20 protein-coding genes and 1 tRNA gene are annotated in these 24,741 nt (G+C 52.1%); 7 read left to right on the top strand and 14 right to left on the bottom strand.

From position 1 onward, the window contains the following. Positions 1 to 53: 53 nt before the first annotated feature. A tRNA-Ser gene (locus EG028_RS15320) sits at positions 54 to 140 on the bottom strand. A 71-nt stretch (positions 141 to 211) separates the two neighbouring features. After that, positions 212 to 457 (bottom strand): YdeI/OmpD-associated family protein, encoded by a 246-nt coding sequence (locus EG028_RS15315; protein ID WP_120517685.1) that lies wholly within the window; start codon positions 455 to 457, stop codon positions 212 to 214. Between the two features lie 37 nt (positions 458 to 494). Here EG028_RS15315 and EG028_RS15310 point away from each other — a divergent pair, with 37 nt between their 5' ends. Next, positions 495 to 1,427: a sugar phosphate isomerase/epimerase family protein gene (locus tag EG028_RS15310; protein ID WP_120517437.1), complete on the top strand. Its 933-nt coding sequence runs from the start codon at positions 495 to 497 to the stop codon at positions 1,425 to 1,427. Positions 1,428 to 1,504: 77 nt separating this feature from the next. Here EG028_RS15310 and EG028_RS15305 read toward each other — a convergent pair whose 3' ends face one another. Both EG028_RS15305 and EG028_RS15300 read right to left on the bottom strand, forming a co-directional pair. Continuing rightward, complete coding sequence (locus EG028_RS15305) at positions 1,505 to 2,542, bottom strand: asparaginase (protein ID WP_120517436.1); 1,038 nt, start codon at positions 2,540 to 2,542, stop codon at positions 1,505 to 1,507. Positions 2,543 to 2,584: 42 nt separating this feature from the next. Beyond that, entirely contained in the window at positions 2,585 to 3,355 is a 771-nt protein-coding gene (locus tag EG028_RS15300) for a TatD family hydrolase (RefSeq protein ID WP_120517435.1), read from the bottom strand. Positions 3,356 to 3,472: 117 nt separating this feature from the next. On the opposite strand from EG028_RS15300, the gene EG028_RS15295 reads away from it, so the two are divergent. Beyond that, positions 3,473 to 4,348 carry a hypothetical protein gene (locus tag EG028_RS15295; protein ID WP_123864686.1) on the top strand — a complete coding sequence of 292 codons (876 nt, stop codon included), beginning with the start codon at positions 3,473 to 3,475 and terminating at the stop codon, positions 4,346 to 4,348. A gap of 74 nt (positions 4,349 to 4,422) precedes the next feature. Here the strand turns inward: EG028_RS15295 and EG028_RS15290 are convergent, their stop codons facing one another. Next, entirely contained in the window at positions 4,423 to 5,043 is a 621-nt protein-coding gene (locus EG028_RS15290; RefSeq protein WP_120517433.1) for a polysaccharide deacetylase family protein, read from the bottom strand. A gap of 55 nt (positions 5,044 to 5,098) precedes the next feature. Between EG028_RS15290 and gltX the strand changes: the two genes are divergently transcribed. Further along, the gene (gltX, locus tag EG028_RS15285; RefSeq protein WP_120517431.1) at positions 5,099 to 6,628 is read left to right on the top strand and encodes a glutamate--tRNA ligase; all 1,530 of its coding nucleotides are present in this window, start codon (positions 5,099 to 5,101) and stop codon (positions 6,626 to 6,628) included. Positions 6,629 to 7,594: 966 nt separating this feature from the next. Here gltX and EG028_RS15280 read toward each other — a convergent pair. After that, a complete protein-coding gene (locus EG028_RS15280) occupies positions 7,595 to 9,262 on the bottom strand; it encodes a glutamine--tRNA ligase/YqeY domain fusion protein (protein ID WP_120517429.1) in 1,668 nt (555 codons plus the stop codon). 105 nt (positions 9,263 to 9,367) lie between these two features. Between EG028_RS15280 and EG028_RS15275 the strand changes: the two genes are divergently transcribed. The 4 genes from EG028_RS15275 to fumC all read left to right on the top strand — a co-directional run bounded on the left by EG028_RS15275 (position 9,368) and on the right by fumC (position 13,114). Beyond that, entirely contained in the window at positions 9,368 to 9,787 is a 420-nt protein-coding gene (locus EG028_RS15275) for a cobalamin B12-binding domain-containing protein (protein WP_120517427.1), read from the top strand. Between the two features lie 141 nt (positions 9,788 to 9,928). After that, entirely contained in the window at positions 9,929 to 10,756 is an 828-nt protein-coding gene (locus EG028_RS15270; RefSeq protein ID WP_120517684.1) for an outer membrane beta-barrel protein, read from the top strand. Positions 10,757 to 10,878: 122 nt separating this feature from the next. After that, entirely contained in the window at positions 10,879 to 11,664 is a 786-nt protein-coding gene (locus tag EG028_RS15265; RefSeq protein WP_120517683.1) for an enoyl-CoA hydratase/isomerase family protein, read from the top strand. Between the two features lie 52 nt (positions 11,665 to 11,716). Then, the gene (gene fumC / locus EG028_RS15260; protein ID WP_120517425.1) at positions 11,717 to 13,114 is read left to right on the top strand and encodes a class II fumarate hydratase; all 1,398 of its coding nucleotides are present in this window, start codon (positions 11,717 to 11,719) and stop codon (positions 13,112 to 13,114) included. Positions 13,115 to 13,187: 73 nt separating this feature from the next. Here the strand turns inward: fumC and EG028_RS15255 are convergent, their stop codons facing one another. The 8 genes from EG028_RS15255 to EG028_RS15220 form a co-directional block, all read right to left on the bottom strand. Next, entirely contained in the window at positions 13,188 to 14,159 is a 972-nt protein-coding gene (locus tag EG028_RS15255; RefSeq protein WP_120517424.1) for a sulfite exporter TauE/SafE family protein, read from the bottom strand. A gap of 272 nt (positions 14,160 to 14,431) precedes the next feature. Then, the gene (locus EG028_RS15250; RefSeq protein ID WP_120517422.1) at positions 14,432 to 17,296 is read right to left on the bottom strand and encodes a TonB-dependent receptor; all 2,865 of its coding nucleotides are present in this window, start codon (positions 17,294 to 17,296) and stop codon (positions 14,432 to 14,434) included. 244 nt (positions 17,297 to 17,540) lie between these two features. Beyond that, the gene (locus EG028_RS15245) at positions 17,541 to 18,203 is read right to left on the bottom strand and encodes a lipoprotein signal peptidase (protein ID WP_120517682.1); all 663 of its coding nucleotides are present in this window, start codon (positions 18,201 to 18,203) and stop codon (positions 17,541 to 17,543) included. Between the two features lie 64 nt (positions 18,204 to 18,267). Further along, the gene (locus tag EG028_RS15240; protein ID WP_120517420.1) at positions 18,268 to 20,760 is read right to left on the bottom strand and encodes a bifunctional UDP-N-acetylmuramoyl-tripeptide:D-alanyl-D-alanine ligase/alanine racemase; all 2,493 of its coding nucleotides are present in this window, start codon (positions 20,758 to 20,760) and stop codon (positions 18,268 to 18,270) included. Positions 20,761 to 20,823: 63 nt separating this feature from the next. Beyond that, entirely contained in the window at positions 20,824 to 21,777 is a 954-nt protein-coding gene (locus tag EG028_RS15235; protein ID WP_120517418.1) for a TerC/Alx family metal homeostasis membrane protein, read from the bottom strand. Positions 21,778 to 21,827: 50 nt separating this feature from the next. After that, on the bottom strand, positions 21,828 to 23,543 hold the full coding sequence (gldG, locus tag EG028_RS15230; RefSeq protein WP_120517416.1) for a gliding motility-associated ABC transporter substrate-binding protein GldG: 1,716 nt from the start codon (positions 23,541 to 23,543) through the stop codon (positions 21,828 to 21,830). After that, positions 23,543 to 24,280 (bottom strand): gliding motility-associated ABC transporter permease subunit GldF, encoded by a 738-nt coding sequence (gene gldF, locus EG028_RS15225; protein ID WP_120517414.1) that lies wholly within the window; start codon positions 24,278 to 24,280, stop codon positions 23,543 to 23,545. The genes gldG and gldF overlap by 1 nt, the downstream gene beginning before the upstream one ends. A gap of 126 nt (positions 24,281 to 24,406) precedes the next feature. Next, a complete protein-coding gene (locus EG028_RS15220; protein ID WP_120517413.1) occupies positions 24,407 to 24,733 on the bottom strand; it encodes a HesB/IscA family protein in 327 nt (108 codons plus the stop codon). Positions 24,734 to 24,741 lie beyond the last annotated feature (8 nt).

The raw sequence follows: 24,741 nt of genomic DNA, 5'->3' as shown, positions 1-24,741 counted from the left end.
ATCTCTTACCTGCATAAAAAAAGGAAACAATCAGTATTGATTGTTTCCTTTAGCGGAGGAGAAGGGATTCGAACCCTTGATAGGCTTTCACCTATACACACTTTCCAGGCGTGCCAGTTCAACCACTCCTGCACTCCTCCGTGCGGTTGAATTATTCGTTCAGGGCTGCAAAGATAACGCTTTGACTAAAAAATCCAAGAAATTCCGGGTTTTATTTGCCCTTGTATTCCATATTCATGTATTTGCCGCCTTTCTTCAGCTCGTCCAGCATCTGCAGCAGCCGCTTCTGCCGCGTCTCCTCCCGCTTTGCACTGCTGATCCAGTGGATGTAATCATTCTGCTGATAAGCAGGACGGCTCTCATATTTCTCATATAACTTATGTTTCGCCAGGGCCTCATCTATAAACTCCGGCATCGGGTATTTAGGCCGTTTCAGGCTGCTGAAGTCTTTTTTCATAAGATTAAATTTAATATTTTGTTTGAAACCCAATATCATGCCATACGATCGTCGCTCTTTCCTGCAAACCCTCGCCATGGCGGGCGCAGCCATTCCCCTCCGTTCATTGGCTTTCCCGGCGGACAGCCGGGAGATTCACGGCTTCTCCAAACCCTTCCAGTTCCCATGGATGGATTATGCCATGCTTTGTGAAACTTTTGCCGCGGCAGGGCTGAACGGTGTTGATTATACGGTACGGCCCGAAGGGCACGTCACCCCGGACAAGGTGGCGCAGGACCTTCCCAAAGCCGTTGCGGCGGCGCGTAAGGCAGGGATCTCCGCCAAACTGATGACCACCGCCATCCTGTATGCCGATGACCCCGCTACGGCGCCTGTATTGCAGGCCGCGGCGGCCGAAGGCATCCAGTATTACCGGATGGGCTGGTATGACTATGAAAAAGGGAAACCTTTGCTGGAAAGCCTTCACAACCGGGGTAACCAAATGAAAGCCCTGGCGGCGCTGAATAAAAAATATAACATCAAAGCAGCTTACCAGAACCACGCCGGTCTGAAGATCGGGGCAGGCGTCTGGGACCTGTATGAAATGATCAAAGAGGTGGACCCGGCCTGGGCCGGTGTGCAGTACGATATCCGCCACGCCACCGTGGAAGGGGCGAACAGCTGGCCGGTAGGGCTTCAGCTGATCAGCCCGCACATCAATACCATCGTGATCAAAGACGTGCGGTGGATACAGCAGAAAGGAAAATATGTGCTGGAAAACGTTCCCCTGGGCGAAGGAATGGTGGATTTCACGGGTTATTTCAAAAAGATAAAAGAACTGAACATCAAAGCGCCCATCTCCCTTCATCTCGAATACCCCTTACTCACCAAAGAAGATGAATCCCTTCCTGTTTCGCAGAAACAAAAGATCGTGCAGGCCAAACTGAAAAAGGATGTGGATACCCTAAAAGGATGGCTGGCGGCCATGTAATGCCGCAATGACTGTTTTGTGAAAAATGAAGGGTAAGCTGGAAAGGCTTGTTGTCATTGGCATGGCAGGCCCGGTTGTTACTCCGGGTCCGGTGCTGTAGGGGTCAGTTCCCCGCGCATCGGCGCTTCTATCAGCCGTTTGATCTCGGCGGGCTCCAGGTTCTGCCCCAGCAGGAACATCAGCTTGGTGGTGGCGGCTTCAAAGGTCATGTCATGACCGCTCACCACACCGACCTTTTGCAACTGCTGGCTCGTTTCATATTTGCCCAACTCCACGGAGCCGCCGTCGCACTGCGTAATGTCCACCATGATGATCCCTTTGTCCGCGGCCTTTTGCAGGCACTCGGTGAACCAGGATTGGGTAGTGGCATTGCCGCTGCCGAAGGTTTCCAGCAGCAGGCCGCGCATACCGGGCGTATTTACGATGGCTTCCACCGCTTTGCGGGTAATGCCAGGGAATATCTTCAGCACGCCGATATTGGCGTCCATGTTCTTATGCACCACCAGGCCTTTTTCAGGCGCGGGCAGCATGTAGTTGTTTTTGTATTTGATGTCGATGCCGGCTTCGGCCAGCGCGGGATAGTTCATGGAGTAGAATGCCTCAAACTTCTCCGCGTTATATTTTTTGGCGCGGTTGCCGCGGAACAGCATGAAGTCGAAATAAATACACACCTCGGGCACCATACAATGGCCGTTGCTTTTGGTGGAAGCGATCTCCATGGCGGTGATGATGTTTTCTTTCGCGTCCGTCCTGATCTTGCCGATAGGCAGCTGGCTGCCGGTGAGGATCACGGGCTTGGAAAGATTTTCCAGCATAAAGCTGAGCGCTGATGCGGTGAAAGCCATGGTGTCCGAGCCATGCAGGATCACAAACCCGTCGTACCGGTCGTACCGGTCTTCGATGATGCCGGCCAGTTCGGACCAGATCTCAGGGTGCATGTCGGAGGAATCCATGGGAGGATTAAAGGCGTAAACGTAGAAATCGATTCCCATCCGGTAAAGCTCGGGCAGATTGTTCCTGATCTCGTTGAAGCCAATGGGCCGCAGTGCAGTCGTCTTTTCGTCGTAAATCATCCCCACGGTACCACCGGTATAGATGATAAGAATCTTCGTCATTTATCTCAGATAGAATTGCATGCAAATGTATTCACTTATCAGTTAGAGCATTTTGAATAATTTCCGGGCATTGCCCGTCGTAATCTCAGCTACTTCTTCAATTTTTAGATTTTTTACATCTGCGATCCGTTGGGCGATCAGCGGTATGTAAGCGCTTTCGTTCCTTTTGCCCCTGTACGGCACCGGCGCCAGGTAAGGCGCATCCGTCTCCAGCACAACGTGTTGCAGGTCAATATCAGCCAGCAATACATCCAGTCCCGCCTTTTTGAAAGTAACCACGCCGCCTATACCGAGGTAAAACCCCAGGTCTATCACTTCCTGTGCTTCTTCCATGGTACCGGAAAAACAATGGAACACCCCGCTCAGCCTGCCCGCCGGGAACTCCTTCACCACGTCTATACATGCCCGTGTGGCCTCCCGGCTGTGGATGGACACAGGCAGGCCATGCTCCGCGGACAGCTCCAGCTGCCGCCTGAAGGCAGTGTATTGCTGCTCCCGCAGCTCCGTGGGCCAGTAAAAATCAAGCCCTATCTCACCTACTCCCCAGAATTTCCGTTTTTCCAGCCATTGCTGTACAATAGCCAGCTGGGCTTCTACGTTTTCTTTCACGTAAACGGGATGAATACCCATCATGGGCAGGCATTCTTCCGGGTATTGCGCCTCCAGGGCCAGCATCCCGGCAATGGAGTCCTCGTCTATATTAGGTAACAACAGCATGTTCACGCCCTGCCGGATGGCCTTGTTTATCATTTCCGTCCTATCAGACTCAAATTCAGCGGAATACAAATGGGCATGCGTGTCAATCCAGTTCATTACATATTGTTTTTTTCAATTAATTGTTTATCTTTAATTCCTTATTATTTGTAAAACCTTATTTAAACCTTTCCGCAAAGGTACAGTCTCAATAAGCCAATACCTATAAAAACCATTATGATGAAACACTATTTTAACACTAACAAAGTCCTCACTGTTACCGCGTTGGCCATCGGCGCTATCACTATTTTCTTTGCCTGTAAAAAAGATGATAAAACCGGTGTGGATGAAAAACAGGATGTTCTTACCATATCCGCCGCTGAAAAAGAAACTGAAATCAATGCTATATACGAGGATGCTTTCACCGAAGTGTCTGACGTGAACTCCACCGAAAAAGGGCTGAACGGCGAAACCCGCCAGGCAGCTCCCATAGAAGGCTTGAGCCGTTGCGCAGGCATGACGATCTCTTTTACCCCCTTCGACCTGATCTCTTTTCCCAAAACACTGGTGATCGATTACGGCGCCGGCTGTACGGATAGCAGGGGCCGTTCCCGCAAAGGAAAGATCAATGTGGTGATCAGCAAAATGTTCTGGCAGACAGGTGCTACCGCTACCATTACTTTTACTAACTATTTTGTGAATAATATTAAAGTGGAAGGCACGCAAACGGTGACCAACCTGTCTTCAAACGGAGGCTTCGGTTATTCCTACACCATCGAAGGCGGTAAACTCACTTATCCTGACGCCAGCGTGGTACGTTACAGCGGCACCCGCACCCTCCAGCAGAAAGAAGGCGGCGGCACCCTTTCCATCCTGGATGACGCTTATGAGCTAACAGGCAACGCCAAGCTGGAAGACAGCACCAGCAGCGCAAACATCCTGATCAAGACGCCCCTGCACAGGAAAATTTCCTGCCAGTGGATCGATAAAGGTGAACTGTCTGTAACCGTGAATGCACACACCGCATCTATCAAATACGGTGAAGGCACCTGCGACAACAAAGCCATCCTGACCGTAGGCGATAAAACAAAAGAAATTACAATGAAGCCCTAATACGGCAGAAAGCTATATCTTTTTGAGAGCGTCCCGGCATTCACCGGGACGTTTTTATTTCCGGGGATGGAATATCAACTCATGGGTATCGCTTCACAACGCCAGCCCTGGCGTTTGCAATGCTCCAGCACTCTCGGCAGCGTATAACTCATCCGGTCCCAGGCCTTTTCGCTGTCGTGGAACACCACGATGGAGCCGGGTTGCAGCTTAAACACTACGTTCTGCACACACTGTTCGCCGGTGATCTCCTTATCGAAATCCGCACTGAGGATATCCCACATGATGATCTTGTAATCCTGCTTCAGCTCCCTGATCTGGAAGGGCGAGATACGGCCGTACGGCGGCCTGAAAAGATTGGAACGGATATATTTCGCGGCCTCGCGGATATTTGCGAGGTACTTGTCCGTGGGGCTTTTCCAGCCGTTGAGGTGATTGTGCGTGTGATTCCCAACGGCATGGCCTTGCAATAAGATCTGCTGGTAAATGTCCGGGTGGTCCACCACGTTTTTTCCAATGCAGAAAAAGGTGCCTTTGGCTTCGTATTTTTTCAGCGTTTCGAGGACAAAAGGCGTGGCTTTGGGATGGGGGCCATCGTCGAAAGTGAGGTATACAACCGGGGCAGCGGGAGAGAAGTTCCAGATGCAGCTTTTGTACAGTGTTTTGAGGAAAGCGGGTGTTTTCGTAAAATAGAACATGTTGCCGGGATTTGAATCATGATTCCCAAGCCCGAAATTATTATTTTTGCGCCGTATGGAACCTAAAAAAGTACGGGTGCGCTTTGCACCCAGCCCAACCGGCGGTTTACACCTCGGCGGCGTGCGCACGGTATTGTTCAACTACCTTTTTGCCCGCCACCATGGCGGCGAGTTTGTGCTGAGAATAGAAGATACGGACCAGACCCGTTATGTTGCGGGCGCTGAGGAATATATCATTGAATGCCTCCGCTGGTGCGGACTTGAGGCGGACGAAGGTCCTCACAAAGGCGGCCCCTTTGCCCCTTACCGCCAAAGCGAACGTAAAGCCCTCTACCGCCAGTATGCGGAGCAGCTCGTGCATTCCGGCCACGCCTATTACGCTTTCGATACCCCGGAAGAACTGGAAGCCATGCGCGAAGTGGAAAAGGCCCGCGGCAACCACTCTCCTCAATATAACCATGTGATCCGCCAGCACATGCGCAACTCCCTCGTGCTGGACGCGGAGGAGGTAAAGGCCCTGCTGGACAAAGGCGCTCCCCACGTGATCCGCATCAGAATGCCGGAGAACGAAGAACTGCATTTCACGGACATGATCCGCGGCACGGTGAGTTTCCAGACCAATACCGTGGACGATAAAGTATTGCTGAAAGCAGACGGTATGCCTACTTATCACCTCGCGGTGGTGGTAGACGATTACCTGATGAAGATATCCCACGCTTTCCGTGGCGAAGAATGGCTGCCTTCCGCGCCGGTGCACATCCTGCTGTGGAAATACCTGGGCTGGGAAGCGCATATGCCGCAATGGGCGCATCTCCCCCTCATCCTGAAACCGGATGGCAATGGCAAACTCAGCAAACGCGACGGTGACCGTTTAGGCTTCCCCGTATATGCTATGAACTGGACCGATCCCAATACAAACGAACTGACCAAAGGCTTCCGTGAAAACGGTTTCCTGCCCGAGGCTTTCGTGAATATGCTGGCCGTCCTGGGCTGGAACGACGGATCCGAGCAGGAGATATTCTCCATGGAAGAGCTGATCGAAAAGTTTTCCATCGAGCGTGTACACAAGGGCGGCGCCAAGTTTGACTACGATAAAGCCAAATGGTTCAACCATCAATATATCCTCAAAACGGACAATGCCCGCCTGGCGGAGCTGCTCCAGCCTGTATTACAGGAAAAAGGCGTAGCGCCTGAACCCGCTTATGTGGCCACCGTGGCCGGTCTTGTGAAAGAACGCTGCCACTTTGTGAACGAGATCTGGGATCATGGATTTTTCTTTTTCATCCGCCCGGACAAATACGACCTGGATGCCGTAAAACCCAAGTGGAATACGGATAAACAGGCATTTTTCGAAGAGTGGACCGGTGTGCTGAACGGGTTGGAAGATTTTACGTTTGCACCGATCGAAGAGAGTTTTAAACAACTGGCAACAGCCAAAGGCATCAAGCCGGGTGAGTTGCAACTGCCTTTCAGGATTATGCTGTGCGGCGGCAAGTTTGGCCCCCCGGTGTTCACTATTGCCGAAACGATCGGGAAAGATGAAACCGTGGAACGCATGAAGCTGGCTTTAGCGGCATTTTTGTAAACCTTTTTTGATCCTATCAGGCTGACTGGAGAAGCGGTAATCATTGCTTTTTTAGTCAGCTTTTCTTTTTATAGACAGTACATTTTTGTGCAATCTGATATTTAGGTTAGGACATCTATCCGGTTGCTGCTCTTTTACTACTTGTTTACTACTTCTGTACTGCTTAGGAACAGCTTCGCCACTACTCTGTTACTACTATCACACTACTGTTAGACTACTCTACTACTACACTGTTACTACTTTTACACTACTCTTAGAGGCCAATTGTCATGCTTATGACAAAAGTACCCCATCCATACACTCCCCATACACTATCCTAGGCGTATCCCAGAAGTATCCTAGGAGTATCTATACTTCAGCGGTAAGGATCAACGCTTTTTTTCCCGAAAAACACAAAGGTTACATAAAGGTTAGACAAAGGTTACACCGGCTTTTATAAAGGTTACAGTGAGTTAGACAAAGGTTAGCGGGGTGTTTTTCCCGGCAAAAGATCCAATTGTCATGTTCGTGACAAAGAATTGTACGAAAAAAAGGCGACGTAGGTTCAAGGCCGGTTAGACGTAGGTTAGAGGCCGGTTAGACCGGGTTTTTACCTAGGTTAGACGTAGGTTAGAGGCCGGTTAGCCGGTTACACAGCACCGGGGATTATACGGTAGATGTCAACTGATCCCAGGATTTGCGATTTAACGGGTAAACTTTTTTTTAGATAGTGGCCAGGGCTGTTAAAGGGCTGTTTGAGGCCATTTTTAGGCTATTGTGAGGCTATTTTCACGTTTTATGCGCCCAGGCCCCGAAAGAATGTTACGGCGCTTAAATGGGGGTTTTCCAGGCCAATTTACCCGGCTTCGTGATCACGGTGCCGGTCCTGGAATCAAAACAACATACTTGTTTGTGGAAATGTGGCAGGTAAAATAAAGCCGCTCCTGGTTAAGAAGCGGCTTTTGTAAATAAAAATATTGATAAAAATTACCCTTTTTTGGCCTCTTTCGCCCAGGTATCTTTCAGCGTCACGGTACGGTTGAACACCGGTTTGCCAGGCGTTGAATCCGTATCCACGCAGAAATAACCCATGCGCAGGAACTGGAAACGGTCGCCGGGCTTTGCATCCAGCAGTACAGGCTCGATATATGCCTCCCGGATCACTTCCAGGGAATCCGGGTTAATGAAAGATTTAAAATCGCCTTCCTCTGATGCCGGGTTCTCCACGGAAAACAGGCGGTCGTACAGGCGCACTTCCGCTTTGGCGGCATGCGCGGCGCTCACCCAGTGAATGGTGCCTTTTACCTTCAGGCCGCTGGTGTCGCCACCGCTAAGGCTTTCTGGAATATAAGAGCAGTAGATCGTAGTTACGTTGCCGTCCGCATCTTTCTCAAAGCTGTCGCATTTGATGATATACGCATATTTCAAACGCACGGCCAGTCCAGGCCCCAGGCGGAAAAATTTCTTGGGAGGCTCTTCCATAAAATCTTCCCGCTCAATGTACAGAGTGTTGCTGAACGTTACCGTGCGGGCGCCTGCAGATTCGTCCTCAGGGTTGTTTTCCGCGGGCAACTCTGCTGCCTGGTTTTCCGGGTAATTCGTGATCACCAGTTTGATGGGATCCAGCACGGCCATGACGCGGTTGGCTGTTTTGTTCAGCTCCTCGCGGATGCAGAACTCCAGCAGGCCAACGTCTATCAGGTTGTCGCGCTTCGCCACGCCCACCCTTTCCGCGAACTGGCGGATGCTGGAAGGCGTATAACCACGGCGGCGGTAACCGCTGAGGGTAGGCATGCGCGGATCGTCCCAGCCGGTTACATGGCCTTCGTTCACCAGTTGCAGCAGCTTGCGTTTGCTCATGACGGTATAAGTCAGGTTCAGCCGCGCAAACTCATACTGGTGCGAGGGGAAGATGTTCAGTTTTTCGATGAACCAGTCGTACAGCGGGCGGTGCGGTATAAATTCCAGCGTGCAGATGGAATGGGTGATATTTTCGATACTGTCGCTCTGCCCGTGCGCGAAATCGTACATGGGATAGATGCTCCAGGCGTCTCCCGTGCGGTGGTGATGCGCGTGTTTGATGCGGTACATCAGCGGGTCGCGCAGGTGCATGTTCGGGGAGGCCATATCTACTTTCGCGCGCAGCACCTTGGAGCCGTCGGGGTGAATGCCTTCGCGCATTTCGGCGAAAAGGCGGAGGTTTTCCTCCACGCTGCGGTCGCGGTAGGGGCTGTTTTTGCCCGGTTCCGTGGGCGTGCCTTTGAGGGCGGCTATTTCAGCGGCGCTGGAATCGTCCACATACGCCAGTCCTTTTTTGATCAGTTCTACGGCAAACTGGTACAGCTGTTCGAAGTAATCGGAGGCATACAATTCATTGGCCCATTCAAAGCCCAGCCACTGGATGTCTGCCTTGATGGAATCCACATATTCAGTATCCTCGGTGATGGGATTGGTATCATCAAACCGGAGGTTGGTTTGCCCGTTGTATTTTTTAGCCAGTCCGAAGTTGAGGCAGATGCTTTTAGCATGGCCGATGTGCAGGTATCCGTTTGGCTCGGGAGGGAAACGGGTAAGCACCCGCCCGCCGTTCGCGCCTTTGGCGATATCTTCTTCTACGATCTGTTCTAAAAAATTCAGTGATCTTTCTTCGCTCATAAAAAATGGTAGCTTTTGCCGAATTGCAAATGTAATATAAAGTGATTACACCCCGTAAACCCCACTTTCGGGGAAAATACTACATTTACAATCCAATAAAGTAATATGGTCAACCCGAATCAACGCCCCATCCGCGTGCTGGTAGCTAAAGTAGGTCTCGACGGTCACGACCGGGGGGCCAAGGTGATAGCTTCCGCCCTGCGGGACGCGGGCATGGAAGTAATCTATACCGGTCTCCGGCAAACGCCGGAAATGGTAGTGAATGCGGCTTTGCAGGAAGATGTGGACGCTATCGGCGTCAGCATTCTCTCGGGCGCCCACATGACCGTATTTCCGAAGATCATCACCCTTATGAAAGAAAAGGGGATGAATGACGTGCTGCTCACCGGCGGCGGCATCATCCCGGACGCAGATATGCAGGAACTTTACGCCCTTGGGGTGGGCAAACTCTTCCCCCCGGGCACCCATACCCAGGAAATTGCCAGCTACATCACAGGCTGGACAAAGGAACACCGGGAATTTTAACATTTTTTGTAACTTTTGGAAAACCCGGTCGTCTTCCCATTAGAACGGCAGCATGCAACGGTCTTCCTCCGGCAGGGAAAGGAAGGCCAGAGGGGATATACTGACGTTGCTGAATCCAATAACCACGAAAAAGTTGAACTTATGAATTTTATCCGCTACACTATGCTGGTCCTGGGTCTTACAGCTACCACAGGCCTTTTTGCGCAAGAAGAAGATTCCACGAAAGTCATCAGCGAATCCTCCAGGAAGGTTTCTTATCACTTTCATATTTACGCCCCACCCAAGCCCCGCCACGGCTACGTAACGGCGGGCGGCAACGGCGCGCTGCTGTCTTTCGCCAATGTGACGAACAACGGGGAACATGTGCGCAACATCCCGCGTTTTACCCTGTTCTTTAACGTCGGCACCAATTACAACTACGATTTTTCCAACCACTTCGGCATCTTTACTGGGTTGAATATCAAGAATATAGGTCTCATCACCAAACCGAATGACTCCGTAAAACTGAAACAAAGGGTATACACGCTAGGCGTGCCCCTGGGCTTCAAAGTGGGCAACCTTCGCAGCGGCTTTTTCTTCTTCGCCGGCGGTGAATACGACCTGGCCTTCAATTATAAAGAGAAGTACTTCCTGGATGGCGACAAAAAGAGCAAATTCAATGAATGGTTCTCCGACCGTACAGACCTGATGATGCCCTCCGTGTTCGCCGGGTTCCGCTTCCCGCCAGGGTTTGGGGTAAAAGTGCAGTATTACCTGAACGACTTCTTCAACAAAGACTACAGCGAAACCATCAATGGCGTAAAAACCACGCCCTACAAGGATATCAAGGCAAATATGGTATTCGTGACGCTGGGGTACAACTTCGGCGGCGGCTTCAACTGCAAACGCCACGACTACCACCAGACCAAAACCAAATACCGCAAAGGCACCAAAGTGATCATCGAAAAAAGAACGGTGATCGACAAATAAAGTTATCGATAGCTATGACCAACGAAAGGGGGCTGCACGCAGGTGCGGCCCTTTTTTTGATGCATCCATGCCGGATATTAGGCTTAAATTTAAACGCCAAAACAAATAAAAACGAACCCGATATGTACAATACACTGAGCACACAACTGAAAGACGGTATCCTGGAGATCACGATCAACCGGCCGGACAAAATGAACGCCCTGAACCAGGAAGTGATGCGGGAACTGGCGCTGGTGATAGACGATATTTATACAAACCCCGGGGTGGACAGCGCCCTGATCACGGGCAGCGGCCCGAAAGCTTTTATAGCGGGGGCGGACATTTCCGAGTTCCTGTCGCTTTCGCCGGAGCAGGGGGAGGAACTGTCTAAAAAAGGACATACCATCTTCCAGCGGATAGAAGAATGTACCAAGCCGGTAGTAGCCGCGGTGAACGGTTTTGCCCTCGGCGGCGGTTGTGAGCTGGCTATGGCCTGTCATTTCAGGGTGGCGAGCGACAACGCGAAGTTTGGCCAGCCGGAAGTGAACCTGGGCATCATACCCGGTTACGGCGGCACCCAGAGACTGGTGCAGCTGGTCGGGAAAGGGAAAGCGCTGGAGCTGATGATGACGGCGGACATGATCGGGGCGGAAGAAGCCCGGCAGCTGGGCCTGGTGAACCATGTGACCACCCCGGACGCCCTGCTGGACAAAACCCGCGAACTGCTCAAAAAGATCCAGGGCAAAGCGCCCCTGGCCATTGCCCGGGTGATCAAATGCGTGAATGCGCATTTTAAGCACGAAGAAGACGGGATGGACGGGTTTGAAACCGAAATCGTTGAATTTGCGGCCTGTTTTGCCACAAAGGACCTGCAGGAAGGGGCGGAAGCCTTTATCCAGAAACGCCAGCCCCAATTTAAAGGGGAATAGGGGGCGGATTTGCCGTTCCTAATTGTATTTTTGTGGTCCAAAATTATAGCATATGGATTTCAGGATAGAGAAAGACACGATGGGCGAGGTGAAAGTGCCGGCTAATGCGTATTACGGCGCTCAGACCCAACGCTCCATCGACAACTTCAGGATTGCACAGGACACGAACAGGATGCCCAGAGAGATCATCCGCGCCTTCGCCTACCTGAAAAAAGCCGCCGCGCTCACCAACCAGGAAGCAGGCGTATTGCCGAAAGAAAAATCAGACCTGATCGGGAAAGTGTGCGACGAAATACTCGAAGGCAAACTGGACGCGGAATTTCCGCTGGTAGTATGGCAGACGGGCTCCGGCACACAGTCCAACATGAATGTGAACGAAGTGGTGGCCTACCGCGCGCATGTGATCAACGGCGGCCAGCTCACGGACAAGGACAAAGTGGTGCATCCGAACGATGATGTGAACAAATCCCAGTCCTCGAACGATACCTTCCCCACGGCCATGCACATCGCGGCTTACAAAATGCTGCTGGAAGTGACCATCCCCGGTATCAAAAAACTCCGCGACACCCTCGCGAAAAAATCAAAAGAATTCATGCACGTCGTGAAGATCGGCCGCACCCACTTTATGGATGCGACACCGCTCACACTTGGCCAGGAGATCAGCGGGTACGTTTCCCAGCTGGATCACGGCCTGCGTGCTATCAATAACACACTGGCGCACCTCAGCGAACTGGCCCTGGGCGGCACCGCGGTAGGCACGGGCATCAACACGCCCGATGGTTACGCGGAAAACGTAGCGAAGAAGATCGCAGAGCTCACCGGCCTGCCTTTCGTGACCGCCGAAAACAAATTCGAATCGCTGGCGGCGCATGACGCCATCGTGGAAGCACACGGCGCTTTAAAAACAGTAGCCGTGAGCCTCATGAAGATCGCGAACGATATCCGTATGCTCAGCTCCGGCCCGCGCTCCGGTATCGGCGAACTGTTCATCCCGGACAACGAGCCCGGCTCTTCCATCATGCCCGGCAAAGTGAACCCCACACAGTGCGAAGCGCTCACCATGATCGCCGCGCAGGTACTGGGCAACGACGTAGCTATCAACATTGGCGGCGCTACCGGCCACTTTGAGCTGAACGTGTTCAAACCGATGATGATCTACAACTTCCTGCACTCCGCCCGCCTCATCGGCGACGGCTGCGTGAGCTTCAACGACAAGTGCGCGGAAGGCATCGCACCCATTGAAGAGAACATCAAAAAACACGTAGACAATTCCCTGATGCTGGTAACCGCACTCAACACAAAGATCGGGTACTACAAGGCTGCTGAAATTGCGCAGAAAGCGCATAAAGAAGGCACTACGCTGAAGGAAATGGCGGTGAAGCTGGGTTATGTCACCCCTGAGGAATTTGACGCCTGGGTGATCCCCGGTAACATGGTGGGTAAGATCTAAAACATACCAGGTAATACATAAAAAAAGAGGTCCGTTATGGGCCTCTTTTTTTTATCGTTCACTGTGATGAATATCATTTCCAGAACACCATGATGATCGTGCGGAGGCTCATGGCTATTACCAGCACGCCTACCATGATCATCAGCGGTTTCCTTTTCATTTTCTTTACCAGCACCGCCGCAAAGGGAGATGCGATCACGCCCCCCAGTATCAGCCCGATGATCACCTGCCAGCTGTCAATACCATTGAACAACAGGAAGGTGCCCGCGCTTGACACGGATATAAAAAACTCAGCAGCATTTACCGAACCGATAGTATAATTCACCGTGCGGCCTTTGCTGAGCAGGGTGGATGTTACGATCGGGCCCCAGCCGCCGCCGCCGATGGCATCCATAAAACCGCCGAAGAAAGCCAGCGGGCCCAGCCTGCGGGTTTTACTTTTAGGTTTGTTGCGTTGTAATGCTTTGCGGAGGATAAGTATGCCGAGGATCATGAGGTATGCGCTCATGAAAGGTTTGATGATGTCGCCGTCTATTTTATCGGAGAGGAGGTAAGCGCCGGTTACCGCGCCTATCATGCCGGGGATGAGCAGGTGGAGGAACAGTTTTTTGTTGACGTTGCCCAGTTTGAAGTGTGCAATGCCCGAGGCCCCTGTGGTGAACACTTCAGCAACGTGTACGCTGGTGCTGGTCATAGCAGGCGAAACGCCCAGCCCCAGCAATAACGACGACGAAGTAGCCCCGTACGCCATGCCCAGCGCGCCGTCTATCATTTGTGCGGTAAGGCCCACGCCCATAAAAAACAGCAGCTTGTCGGTAAATATGTTCCGGGTGAATTGCGCGATGCGGGTTTGCTGGTCGAGGGAGATGCCGTAGTTGTAGGTGAACCAGAGGCCGGCTACAACCGCGAGGATGGAAATACCGATGGTGACCCATATCCAGCGCTGTTTTTTATTGTCCTCGTTCACGAGGTCAATCAGCACCTTTTGTGTTTCAACGGTAGCTACGCGTTGCTCTGCCTTATCTATCACCTCATTATGCGACATAAATTATAATACTAATATAGTCTACAGGAATTGTGGACTAAAAATATATCTAATCCCTGGTATATCCAAATATTTGTGCCTGCCTTTTAAAAAATGACGGAGGCAAGGATAATTGCCTCCGTCTGGTAGCAGGGTTGGTTTTTGTAGTAAGGGGTTTCCAAAGAAGATCGTGTTGCAAAGGGGCTGCGGTCTATGCGGTCCCCTTGCGATTTATTGGTTCGCAGCGTGCAGGCTGCGGTATTGTTTCTGTCGATCGTGCGCTTTCCGCCCGGTTATTTCGTCAGCAAACCTTCCACCGCGATGGTCGCATAATACAGCGCACCAATGGTAGGACCGGCCGCGTATTGGATGTACCGGTGGTTCAGCAGGTTGGAGCCGCCCACTTTGATGGTGGTTTTCAGCTTGGGCAGGCGGTAGTTTGCCTGTGCGTCCACGGTGCTGAAGGCGGGCACATCGCCATTGGCCAGCGGGCTTTCCCAGTAGAAGGTGTTCTGCCATCTCCACACTACGTTGAACCCGAAGTTTTTGAACAGCTCGCGGTTCCCGAAGGAAAGGTTAGACACCCAGTCCGGGGTGTTGAAGCCTGTTGCAAATACATCGCTCTTTTTGTTATCCACGATGTCGTTGTAGTTCAGGTTGCCGGCAACGGTCCATTTTTTATGGAAGTTGTAGGTCACGCCAAGGGATGCACCGTAGTTGTCGTAGGTGTTTTTGGCGTTGGTATATACGCGGTAGCGGGTCTGTTTGGTACGGTTGGCGGCCAGCATGTCCAGCACGGAAGCGTCTGTGCCGACTTTATCCGTTGCGGGCACGGCTACTTCCACCTGGCCGAGGAAACCATCGTAACGGTTGTAATAAGCGTCCGCATCCACCACGATCTTGTTGCCCAGCAGTACGCTGCGGTAGCCTACTTCAAAGGAATTGATCCTTTCGGGGCGGGTGGGGCTGAGGGCGGTGATATCCAGCAGGGCTTTGTTTTTCAGCGCCGCATCGTTTGCGGTCATACCCTCAGACACGTCTTTGTTCACGGCATTGTTAAAAGTATTCACGGAAGCGAGGGTGTAGGAATTTTCGAGGTAACCCAGGCCATCGTTGATGTAGGAGAGGCCGCCTACACGCCTTACGTTCCCGTTGTTCACGAACGAAAGCGCTTCAAAAAGGGCGGGGAAGCGGAAGCCGTTCTGCCAGGAAGCCCTGAAGTTGTGCTTCTCCGCCAGCGTATACACCGCCGCGATGCGGGGGTTGATCTTGGGATCGAACTCGGGGTTGTAATCCACGCGGAGAGAGCCCACCAGCTTCAGTTTATCTTCGAAGAAGGTTTTGCTCACCTGTGCAAAGCCGCCGAACTTTTTGTAATAAACATTATTCCCGCCGGGTGTGGTACGGTCTTTAACGGGTTTGCTGAAATCCACGAAGTTGTTGCCGTCAGGGATCACTTCATAGATACGGCCGTCTCCGCCGATGAGCAGGTTAAACAGTTTTACTTTTTTGCTGAGGTCCCATTGCGCGTCCATGTGGTATACACGGCTGTGCTGATCCAGCCAGGCGCCGCCGGTGGCGGGCGCGCCGGCTACAGCGGCGGCATGGTCCCAGTTATTGATACCAATGATGGTATTTTTCAGATCGTTGAACGCGGCGGTGCCGGGCTCTACGCGGCCACGGTCCGCTTCCACGCGGGCAAGGCGCATGGCCTCCGCCAGTGCGGTACCGGCGTTGATCTCGGTCTGGAGTTTAGTTTTAAAAGCATCGCGCCAGGCGTTGTTGGATTTATTGGTCAGGTCCAGGTTGTCCGACAGCGGTTTCAGGTTGTAAGAATCGCCGGTGTTTTCCAGCATTACGTACCCACGGATAAAGTAGTCGTTGCCTTTCAGTTCCAGTTTGTGGTTCTTTACCACCACATCATTTAGCTGGATCTTGTTGCCACGCTGGAAAAGGCCGTCCATCAGGCCGCGGCGGTAAGTATAGGAAAGTTCAGCCTTTGGCGTGATACGGAAGTAGATACCCGCATCCACTTTGAAGTTCTCTACCCTGGGGTTTACCAGGTCCCTTTCCCAGTAGCCGGTGCGGCGTACGTTGAAGGTTTCGTTTTTGCCGTTCAGCAATACGCCAACGGATACGTTGTTGTTATTTTCATCGCCGTATTTGTTCCAGGCATCGTAAGCGGGATTGTTCCCGGCGCCGCTAAGCTGCGGGAAGCGGCTGTTGGCGGCGGTATTCTGATCGGTGGCGGTGCTGGCGCGCCAGTCCGTACCGCGCATATAACTCGCATTCACCTTGAAGGCGATACGGTCTTTAAACGCTACCGCGTAACGGATGGCGGTTTCCGTCAGGATGCTGGGATCGTAATCCACTCCATCCACATGATTGACGCCTATTTTCTGGTATACGCTGAGCCCTTTGTAAAGGAAGGGGCTTTTGGTCTGAAGGTTGGCCATCCCGTTGATGGCGTTCATGCCATACAGCGCAGAAGCCGCGCCGGGAGTGATCTCCACGCTGGCAATGTCCAGCTCGGTGGGACCGATGGCATTACCGAGGGGTACGCCCAGGGTAGCGGCCTGCATGTCCACCCCGTCTACCAGCTGCATGAACCGGAAGTTGTTCGGGATGTTGAAGCCGCGGGTGTTGGGCACTTTAAAAGTTAGGCTGGAGGTGGTCATCTGCACGCCTTTTACGTTTTCCAGCGCGTCATAGAAGCTGGGAGCGGGCGATTCCTTGATGGCCCTGATATCCAGTTTTTCGATGGCTACGGGGGATTTGAGGGCCTCTTCCTCCACGCGGGAGGCGGTTACCACTACTTCTTTACCGAGGAGGGTCTGTGTGGCAAGACCGATATCCAGTGCGGAGCCGGTGCCTGTTACGACAAATTCCTGCGACTGGAAGCCGAGGCTGGAGAAAATGAGGGTGAAGGGGAACTTCAGCCTTGTTTTCAGTACAAAACGCCCGTCTTTATCCGTGGTGGTGCCGGATACCGTGCCTTTTACCTGGATGCTTACACCGGGGATGGATTCTCCGCTGGTCTGGTCTTTCACCCTTCCGGAGATCTGTACGATGTTGCTTTCCTGTGCAAACGTGACAGCGGATGCCAGCAGGAGGAGCAGAAGAATAAAGGCACTACGGGTATGTAATACTAGTTTCATGGAACTGTTTTATTTACTATATCCTAATAGTCTATAGGATTTGTGGACAAATGTAGAATGGAAATACCATTTTTGCAAGAGGGAAGGCGAGAAAATATATAAAATGGCTGTGGTGGCTGGTTTTGAAGGGCGATTTCCTGCCGGGAGGGTGCAGTGGCGGTTGGGGGAGGGGGCAAAATAAAAAGAGGCGCTTGTACGGCGCCTCTTTTTTATGATAAAATGATCTGTGATAAAGTTGTCATGACTACATGGCCTTTTGCGTATCATCCAGCCTTGCGGTGCTTACCGGTTCGGTGGCTCCTGTCTTTTTGTGCAGGAACCGCTTCTGGAACAGCAGGATCGTGATCACGCCGACGGAAATGGCGGCGTCCGCGATGTTAAACACCGGACGGAAGAAAATAAAATGTTCCCCGCCCCAGATCGGCACCCAGTTGGGCAAGGTACCGTCAAACAGGGGGAAATAAAGCATATCCACTACATTGCCGTGCAGGAAAGTACCGTAACCGCCGCCGGCAGGCATGAATTGCGCCAGCTCGTAACGGGTGCTTTCGGAGAAGATCAGGCCGTAGAACATGCTGTCTATCAGGTTGCCCGCTGCGCCCGCCAGTATCAGCGCGCCACATATGAGCAGGCCGTTGTGATATTTTTCTTTTACCAGTTTATTCATATAAAAGAAACCGATCACCACCGCAATCAGGCGGAACAGGGTCAGGGCGATCTTTCCGAATTCGCCGCCGAATTTCAGGCCGTACGCCATGCCTTCATTTTCAATGAAATGAATGTAAAACCAGTCGGAGATCACGGGGAATTGTTCCGCAATGGTCATGTGGGTCTTGATCCAAAACTTCAAAATCTGGTCCACCAGCAAGATCAGCACTACTATTAAAACAATGTGTCGATATTTCAAAACTTCAAATTTTTTCAAAAATAATGTATTATTTCAAAGATGGTAACCTGGTTACCGACTTGTTTTATTCCTGGTAATATACGCGTTTTACTCTTTGTGAAATGCCTGTCAATATTTCATAAGGAATGGTTCCCGCCCACTGCGCCAGCTGCTGCACGGACAGGTCTTCCCCGAAAACGATCACTTCATCGCCCTCGGCTACATCGGGGATATGCGTCACATCCAGCATAAGCATGTCCATGGCGATCACGCCCGCTACCGGCGCGAGTTTGTTGCGCACTTTCATCTGCCCTTTCCCGTTACCCAGGATGCGTTTGTACCCGTCCGCATACCCGATGCGCACGGTGGCGATGATGGAGGGCTCCCCGGCTTTCCAGGTGGCGCCGTAGCCCACGGTGTCCCCGGCGGGGATGCGCTTTACCTGCGCCACCGTGGTTTTTAAAACGCTGACGTTCCGCAGTTTGTCCTGGAAAGCGCCCACACTGTCCACCCCGTACATTCCAATGCCGAGGCGTACCATATCCAGCTGGAGGTCAGGATGGCGGTGGATGGCGGCGCTGTTGGCAATATGCCGGATCACGGCGTAACCAAGCTGCTGCTGTAATGCCGCACTCATTTTGGCAAAACGGTCCGCCTGCGTTTTTGTGAAGGCATCCATGGCGGGATCTTCGCTGGCTGCGAGATGGCTGAAAATGGACTGAACTTTGAATAATCCTTCCGCATTCAGCCGCAGCGCCAGCTCACTGATGTCCTGCTGCTCAAAACCAAGGCGGTGCATGCCTGTGTCCAGCTTGATGTGTACAGGGTAATTGGTTTTATTGGCGTACCGGACGGATTCTTCGAACTGTTCGAGGATGTTCATGGAATACAGCTCCGGCTCCAGGTTCCATTGCAGGATCGCGTCAAAGCTGCTGGGCTCCGGGTTCATCACCATCACGGGCGTGGTAATGCCAGCCCGGCGAAGCTCCACACCTTCGTCCGCATACGCCACCGCGAGATAATCAACGCCGTGGAATTGCAGCAGGCTGGCTATTTCGTAAGTGCCGCTTCCATATGCGAAGGCTTTCACCATCGCCATGAGTTTGGTGCCCGGTTTCAGGATGGCCTGGTAGGCTTTTACGTTATGCGCGATCGCGCTGAGATTGATCTCCAGGATGGTCTGGTGCGCTTTCTGTTCCAGCAGTTTGCCGATGCGCTCGAACTGGAACACGCGTGCGCCTTTTACCAGGATGGATTCATTCTGGAAATCGGCGGTATTCACTTTTTGTAAAAATTCTTCGGTGCTCGCGTAAAACGTGCTTTGTACTTTCTGGAAGCTCTGTTTTTCGCGGGAAATATGTTTGCCGATACCGATCAGCTTCTGTATCCCTTTCTTTTCCAGCATGCCGGCCACTTCTTCGTAAAGGGAACCTTCGCTTTTACCGGATTGCAGGATATCGCTGAGGATCACCGTGCGGGTGGGGTGCTGGCGCTGGTGCTGGAGAAAGTCCAGTGCAATGGCCAGCGAGCCGAGATCGGAATTGTAACTGTCGTTGATGATGCTGGAATTGTTGATGCCCTGCTTCATTTCCAGGCGCATGGCGATATTGCCCAGGTGGTCCATACGTTCCTGGATCAGGTCCTGCGGCTTGCCGAGGTACAGCATGAGCGCCCAGCAATGGATCGCGTTTTCGATGGAGCCTTCGTCCGTAAAAGGGATGCGGATAAAGAGCGGCTCCTGTTTGTGCAGCGCGTCTATGCGGGTATGATTATCGTTTTTGTCCACGCCGATGATGCGCAGGTCCGCATCGGTCTTGCGGCTCCAGGTAAGCAATTGCAGATCGTTGTCGATCTCGCGTTTGCCCACGAGGTTATGGAAGTTGTTCACGCATTCGTTCAGCGCGAGATAATCTTTGCAATAGATCAATACATCGCTGCGGGTGAACAGTACGAGCTTTTCATTCACCTTCTGCCGGATGTTGAGGAACCCTTCGTTGTGGGCTTCGCCGATATTGGTGAAAATGCCGATGGTGGGGCGGATGATCTTTTCGAGGTTCACCATTTCGCCGGGCTGTGAAATGCCGGCTTCAAAAATGGCGAGCTGGTTCTCGGGTTTCATCTGCCAGACGGACAAAGGCACGCCGATCTGCGAGTTGTAACTCTTGGGGCTGCGCACGATGTTGTAGTCTTTTTCCAGCAATTGATACAACCATTCTTTTACGATGGTTTTCCCATTGCTGCCGGTAATGCCTATCACGGGCACCTGGAACTGCTGGCGGTGGTATGCCACCAGCGCGTGCAGCGCCTGCAGGGTGTTTTTGACGAGAATGATGTTTGCCTTCGGATAAAGACCGGCGGCAACGGGTTCGCTGACAATAAAGTTACTCACGCCTTTTTTGTACAGCTCATCGATGTACTGATGGGCGTTGCGGCGTTCGCTGACGAGGGGGATGAACAAGGATGTTTCGGCAACAAGTAATTTGCGGCTGTCCAGCAAAATATGTTCGATCTCCGGATACCCGGTCTGTTGCATCAATTCGCCCTTCAGGATCTTGCTGATACTTTCTGCTGTATACAATTTAATATGGTTTTAATAAAAAAGCGCCCGGGGACTCTCTTTCCCGGGCGCTTTTCGGACTAACTAACTTTCTATCTTTTCCTCAACCGGCTTCACCGGGAGCTTCTTGTCGAACAGAATGGAATAAACAATAGAACCCGCCAGGCACGCTACGATCACCACGAGGCTCACCCATACCGGGATATGGAATTCCCATATCTCCGCGAGCATCTTGAGACCGATGAACACCAGTACGATGGCGATACCCTGCTGCAGGTAGTCGAACTTGTCCACTGCGCCTCTCAGGAGGAAAAACAGGGAACGCAGGCCGAGCACCGCGAAGATATTGGAGGTATACACCACCAGCGGTTCTTTCGAAATGGCAAATACGGCCGGGATGGAATCCAGTGCGAACACGATATCCGTAACGGCGAGCATTACCACTACCACGGCGAGGGATGTGAAATACACCTTGCCATTGTGTTTGATCGTAAAATGACCATGCGGGTCCGCATGCGAAATGCGCATGTATTTCTGCATGAAACGGTATGCGAAATTTTCTTCAGGTTTAAATTCTTCATGCTGGTCCACCATGAACATTTTGATACCCGTGTATACAAGGAACGCGCCGAAAATGTAAAGTATCCAGCCGAACTGTGCGATAAGCGCCACACCAACGGTGATAAAAATCGCGCGGAACACGATGGCCATGAGAATGCCGATCAGGAGCACCCGCGCATAGGCGGTCTCTTTGATCTTAAAGAACCCGAAAATGAGAATGAATACAAAAATGTTGTCGATGGACAGGGACCATTCCATGAGGTAGGCGCTGAGATATTCGATCGCCATTTTGGAACCGTCCTCATGCCAGATAAACGCAAAAAAGCCGAATGACAGGGCAACCCAGAAGCAGGTTTGAACCAGCGCTTTTTTAATGGAAATAACCTCACCTTTTTTACTTAAAAGCCCAAGGTCGAAAATCAGGGCCAAGACGATAACAATACCAAATACGGTGTACGTCCATTGTTGCGGTGTCATGCAAAGCGGAAAATTTAATGAACAGCAAAGATAATGGATTCCCTGACGTTTTACCCGGCATACTTGCGCTGCCTGATGAACTGGAACACCATGGCAAACAACAGGATAACGCCGATGGGGGCTACAAACGCGATCACCTGCCATTTGGTGCGCTCGTTTTTCACTTTTTCACCATCCAGCAGCCTGAGCGTCAGTTCTTTATTACGCGTGTCCATAATGGGGGTTTTGCTGGTGAGATATTCTATGCTGTTGAGGAAAAACTCTTTATTAGCCCAAACATATTGCGGATCAAACTCATTTACGCCCATCTGAAGGGGACCATTCTTTTGGGAAACAGCATTAGAAACGATATCAGCATCCCCCACCACGATCATTTTGTTAATGGTATCCGCGATGGCTTTGAATGGCCCTCCGGAGGCAATTTCCCATGCTTTTTGCTCTTCCACGCTTAAACGGTGGTTAAACAGGGAGGGGAAGCGCCCTTCCAGCAATACGGCCACAGGTACGGCACGCTGGCGGTAATCTCTGGGATTGGGCTGCTGCTGCACGCTTTCCAGCGTGATCTGCACCGGGCCGCGGAGGGTACGGCTGTGGTCGGAGCTGGCGAGCAGTACGGTTTTACGAATATCCCCGCCTTTGATAGTATCCACCGAATTGGCAAAGCGGCTCATCACGCGGTCCATGTTTTTTACAATGGGATGCGCATTGGTAGGGCTAAAGAGCGGAAAATAAGGGAATGGGATACGCTGTATCTGCGGTTTGTCCCCGATGTTGCCCACTACCAGCGGGATCACGTCGCTTTGCAGATCCTGCACCAGGTCCAGGTTCACACGGGCGCCGTATTTGAAAAGGATGTCTTCCAGTTGCAGCCCGCGGTCGAAGGCTACGAAGTCGCGGCCACGCAGGCTGTCCACGGAAGCAGTGAGGTTGTCTATGAACCAGATCACCTTTCCGCCGTTCATTACGTACTGGTCTATTTTCAGTTTATCCTGGTCGGTGAACGTTTCGATGGGCCGTACGAACATGATGGCGTCAAACTCGCGCGGGATATGGGAATCGGAGCGGAGGTTGATGGTATCCACCTGGTATTGTTCGTGCAGGGTTTTGAGGGCGTCGTAAATGTTGGCGCCTTCGGGCTCGCCATGGCCGAGCATATAACCTACCAGCGGGCGTTCGCTCTGCTGCAGCTGGTAAATGGCATTGGCGAATTTATATTCCAGCAGTGCTTCGGAATTGTTGAGCGCTTCCATGGGGTCCATGCCGCCCTGGCTTTTCAGCAGGTTCACGGCGTTTTCACGGCCTTTGTACTGAATTACTGCTCCGGGGAAAATGAGCCTTTCCGCGAATGCGTCTTTCCCGTCTTCCTGCACCTGTAAATTAAACGGAAGGATGCCGCGTACCATCAGCGAATCCTGGAAACTGGCGCGCATAGAGTCCGGCAGATCGGTACCGGGATTAAGGAATTCGAAACGGATATTGTTGCCGCCATATTGCTGGAATTCTTCCAGCAGCTCGCGCGTGGCATCCGCCAGCTGACGGAAACCCGCGGGGTATTTGCCTTTCAGGTACACTTCTATGGTCACCGGCGCATCCAGGTTGCGGAGCAGGCTGCGGGTGGAAGGGGCGAGGGTATATCTTTTTTCGGCGGTAAGGTCCCAGCGGCCGTGCAGGTAAGCCGCGGCCACGTTCAGGGCGATGATCACGGCAAGTATGCCCAGCGTGCGCTGGAGGTATTTTTTTCGTTTGTCCTTTCTCGTTACTTCCATTATCCCTGCCAGATTTTACGTTCGAGTGAAATTTTTGTGAGGTAAAGCATCAGGCCGGTAAGACTGAGAAAGTAGATGATATCCCGGCTGTCCACCACGCCGCGGCTGATGCTGTCGTAATGGTAGCGGATGCCCGCCATTTTGAGGTAATAGTCCGCCCCGCCTGAAAACACCGCCACCCTGCTGAGCGCATCAAAGCCATTGTACAGGATAAAACAGGTGAAAATGGCGACCAGGAAAGCCACCACGGCATTGCCTGTGAGCGAAGACGCCCAGATGCCGGTGGCGGTGAAAACGCCGCCCAGCAGCAGCAGGCCGATATAAGAACCGAGGATGCTGCCCCCGTCCAGGGCGTTGTTCGTAGCGGCCAGCTGGCTCATGGCGATGTAATACACTACGGTGGGGATGAGCGCGATCACGACGATCAGCAGGCAGGCCCAGTATTTCCCCCAGACGATCTGCCACCAGGTGAGCGGTTTGGTGCTGAGCAGTTCCATAGTGCCGCTCCTGAACTCGTCCGCCAGGCTGCGCATGGTGATGGCCGGTATCAGGAGCAGGAATATCATGGGCGCCAGCTCAAAAAGACCGTCCAGGTTCGCATACCCGGCGTCCAGCAGATTGGTTTCCGGGAAAACGAAGAGGAAGAGCCCGTTGGCAAGCAGGAACAGGATAATGGCTACATAGCCTGTAATACTGCTGAAAAACTGGTGAATGTCTTTTTTGAATATCGCGTACATAGACGGTGACAAATATAGAATATTTGAAATTTTAGTTATCCGTTAATTCTTTTTAAACAAGAAAAAAGCCGTCGGGAACAAGTTCCAAACGGCTTTTATTGTTAAAATCGTATGTAATGGCGGTGGTTATACAGCAAAGCTGTCTCCGCAGGCGCAGGTGCGGGCCGCGTTCGGGTTGTTGAAGTAGAACCCTTTACCGTTGAGGCCTTCGGAGAACTCAAGGGTGGTATTGCAGAGGTAGAGGAAACTTTTCAGGTCCGTTACCACTTTAATGCCTTTGTCTTCAAACACCTGGTCTTTCGGTTTGGTCTCTGTGTCAAAATCCAGCTTATAGCTCAGGCCTGAGCAGCCGCCGCCCACTACGGATACCCGCAGGAATGCGTCTTCGCCCAGGGTGCCTTCGGCCCTCAGTGCGTCTACTTTTTGTTTGGCTTTATCGCTTATATAAATCATGATCGGTC

The sequence above is a fragment of the Chitinophaga barathri genome (genome assembly GCF_003807585.1).
Lineage (GTDB): Bacteria > Bacteroidota > Bacteroidia > Chitinophagales > Chitinophagaceae > Chitinophaga > Chitinophaga barathri.
Note: the sequence above shows the minus strand (reverse complement) of the source record. Positions and strands in the feature narration are given on the sequence as shown.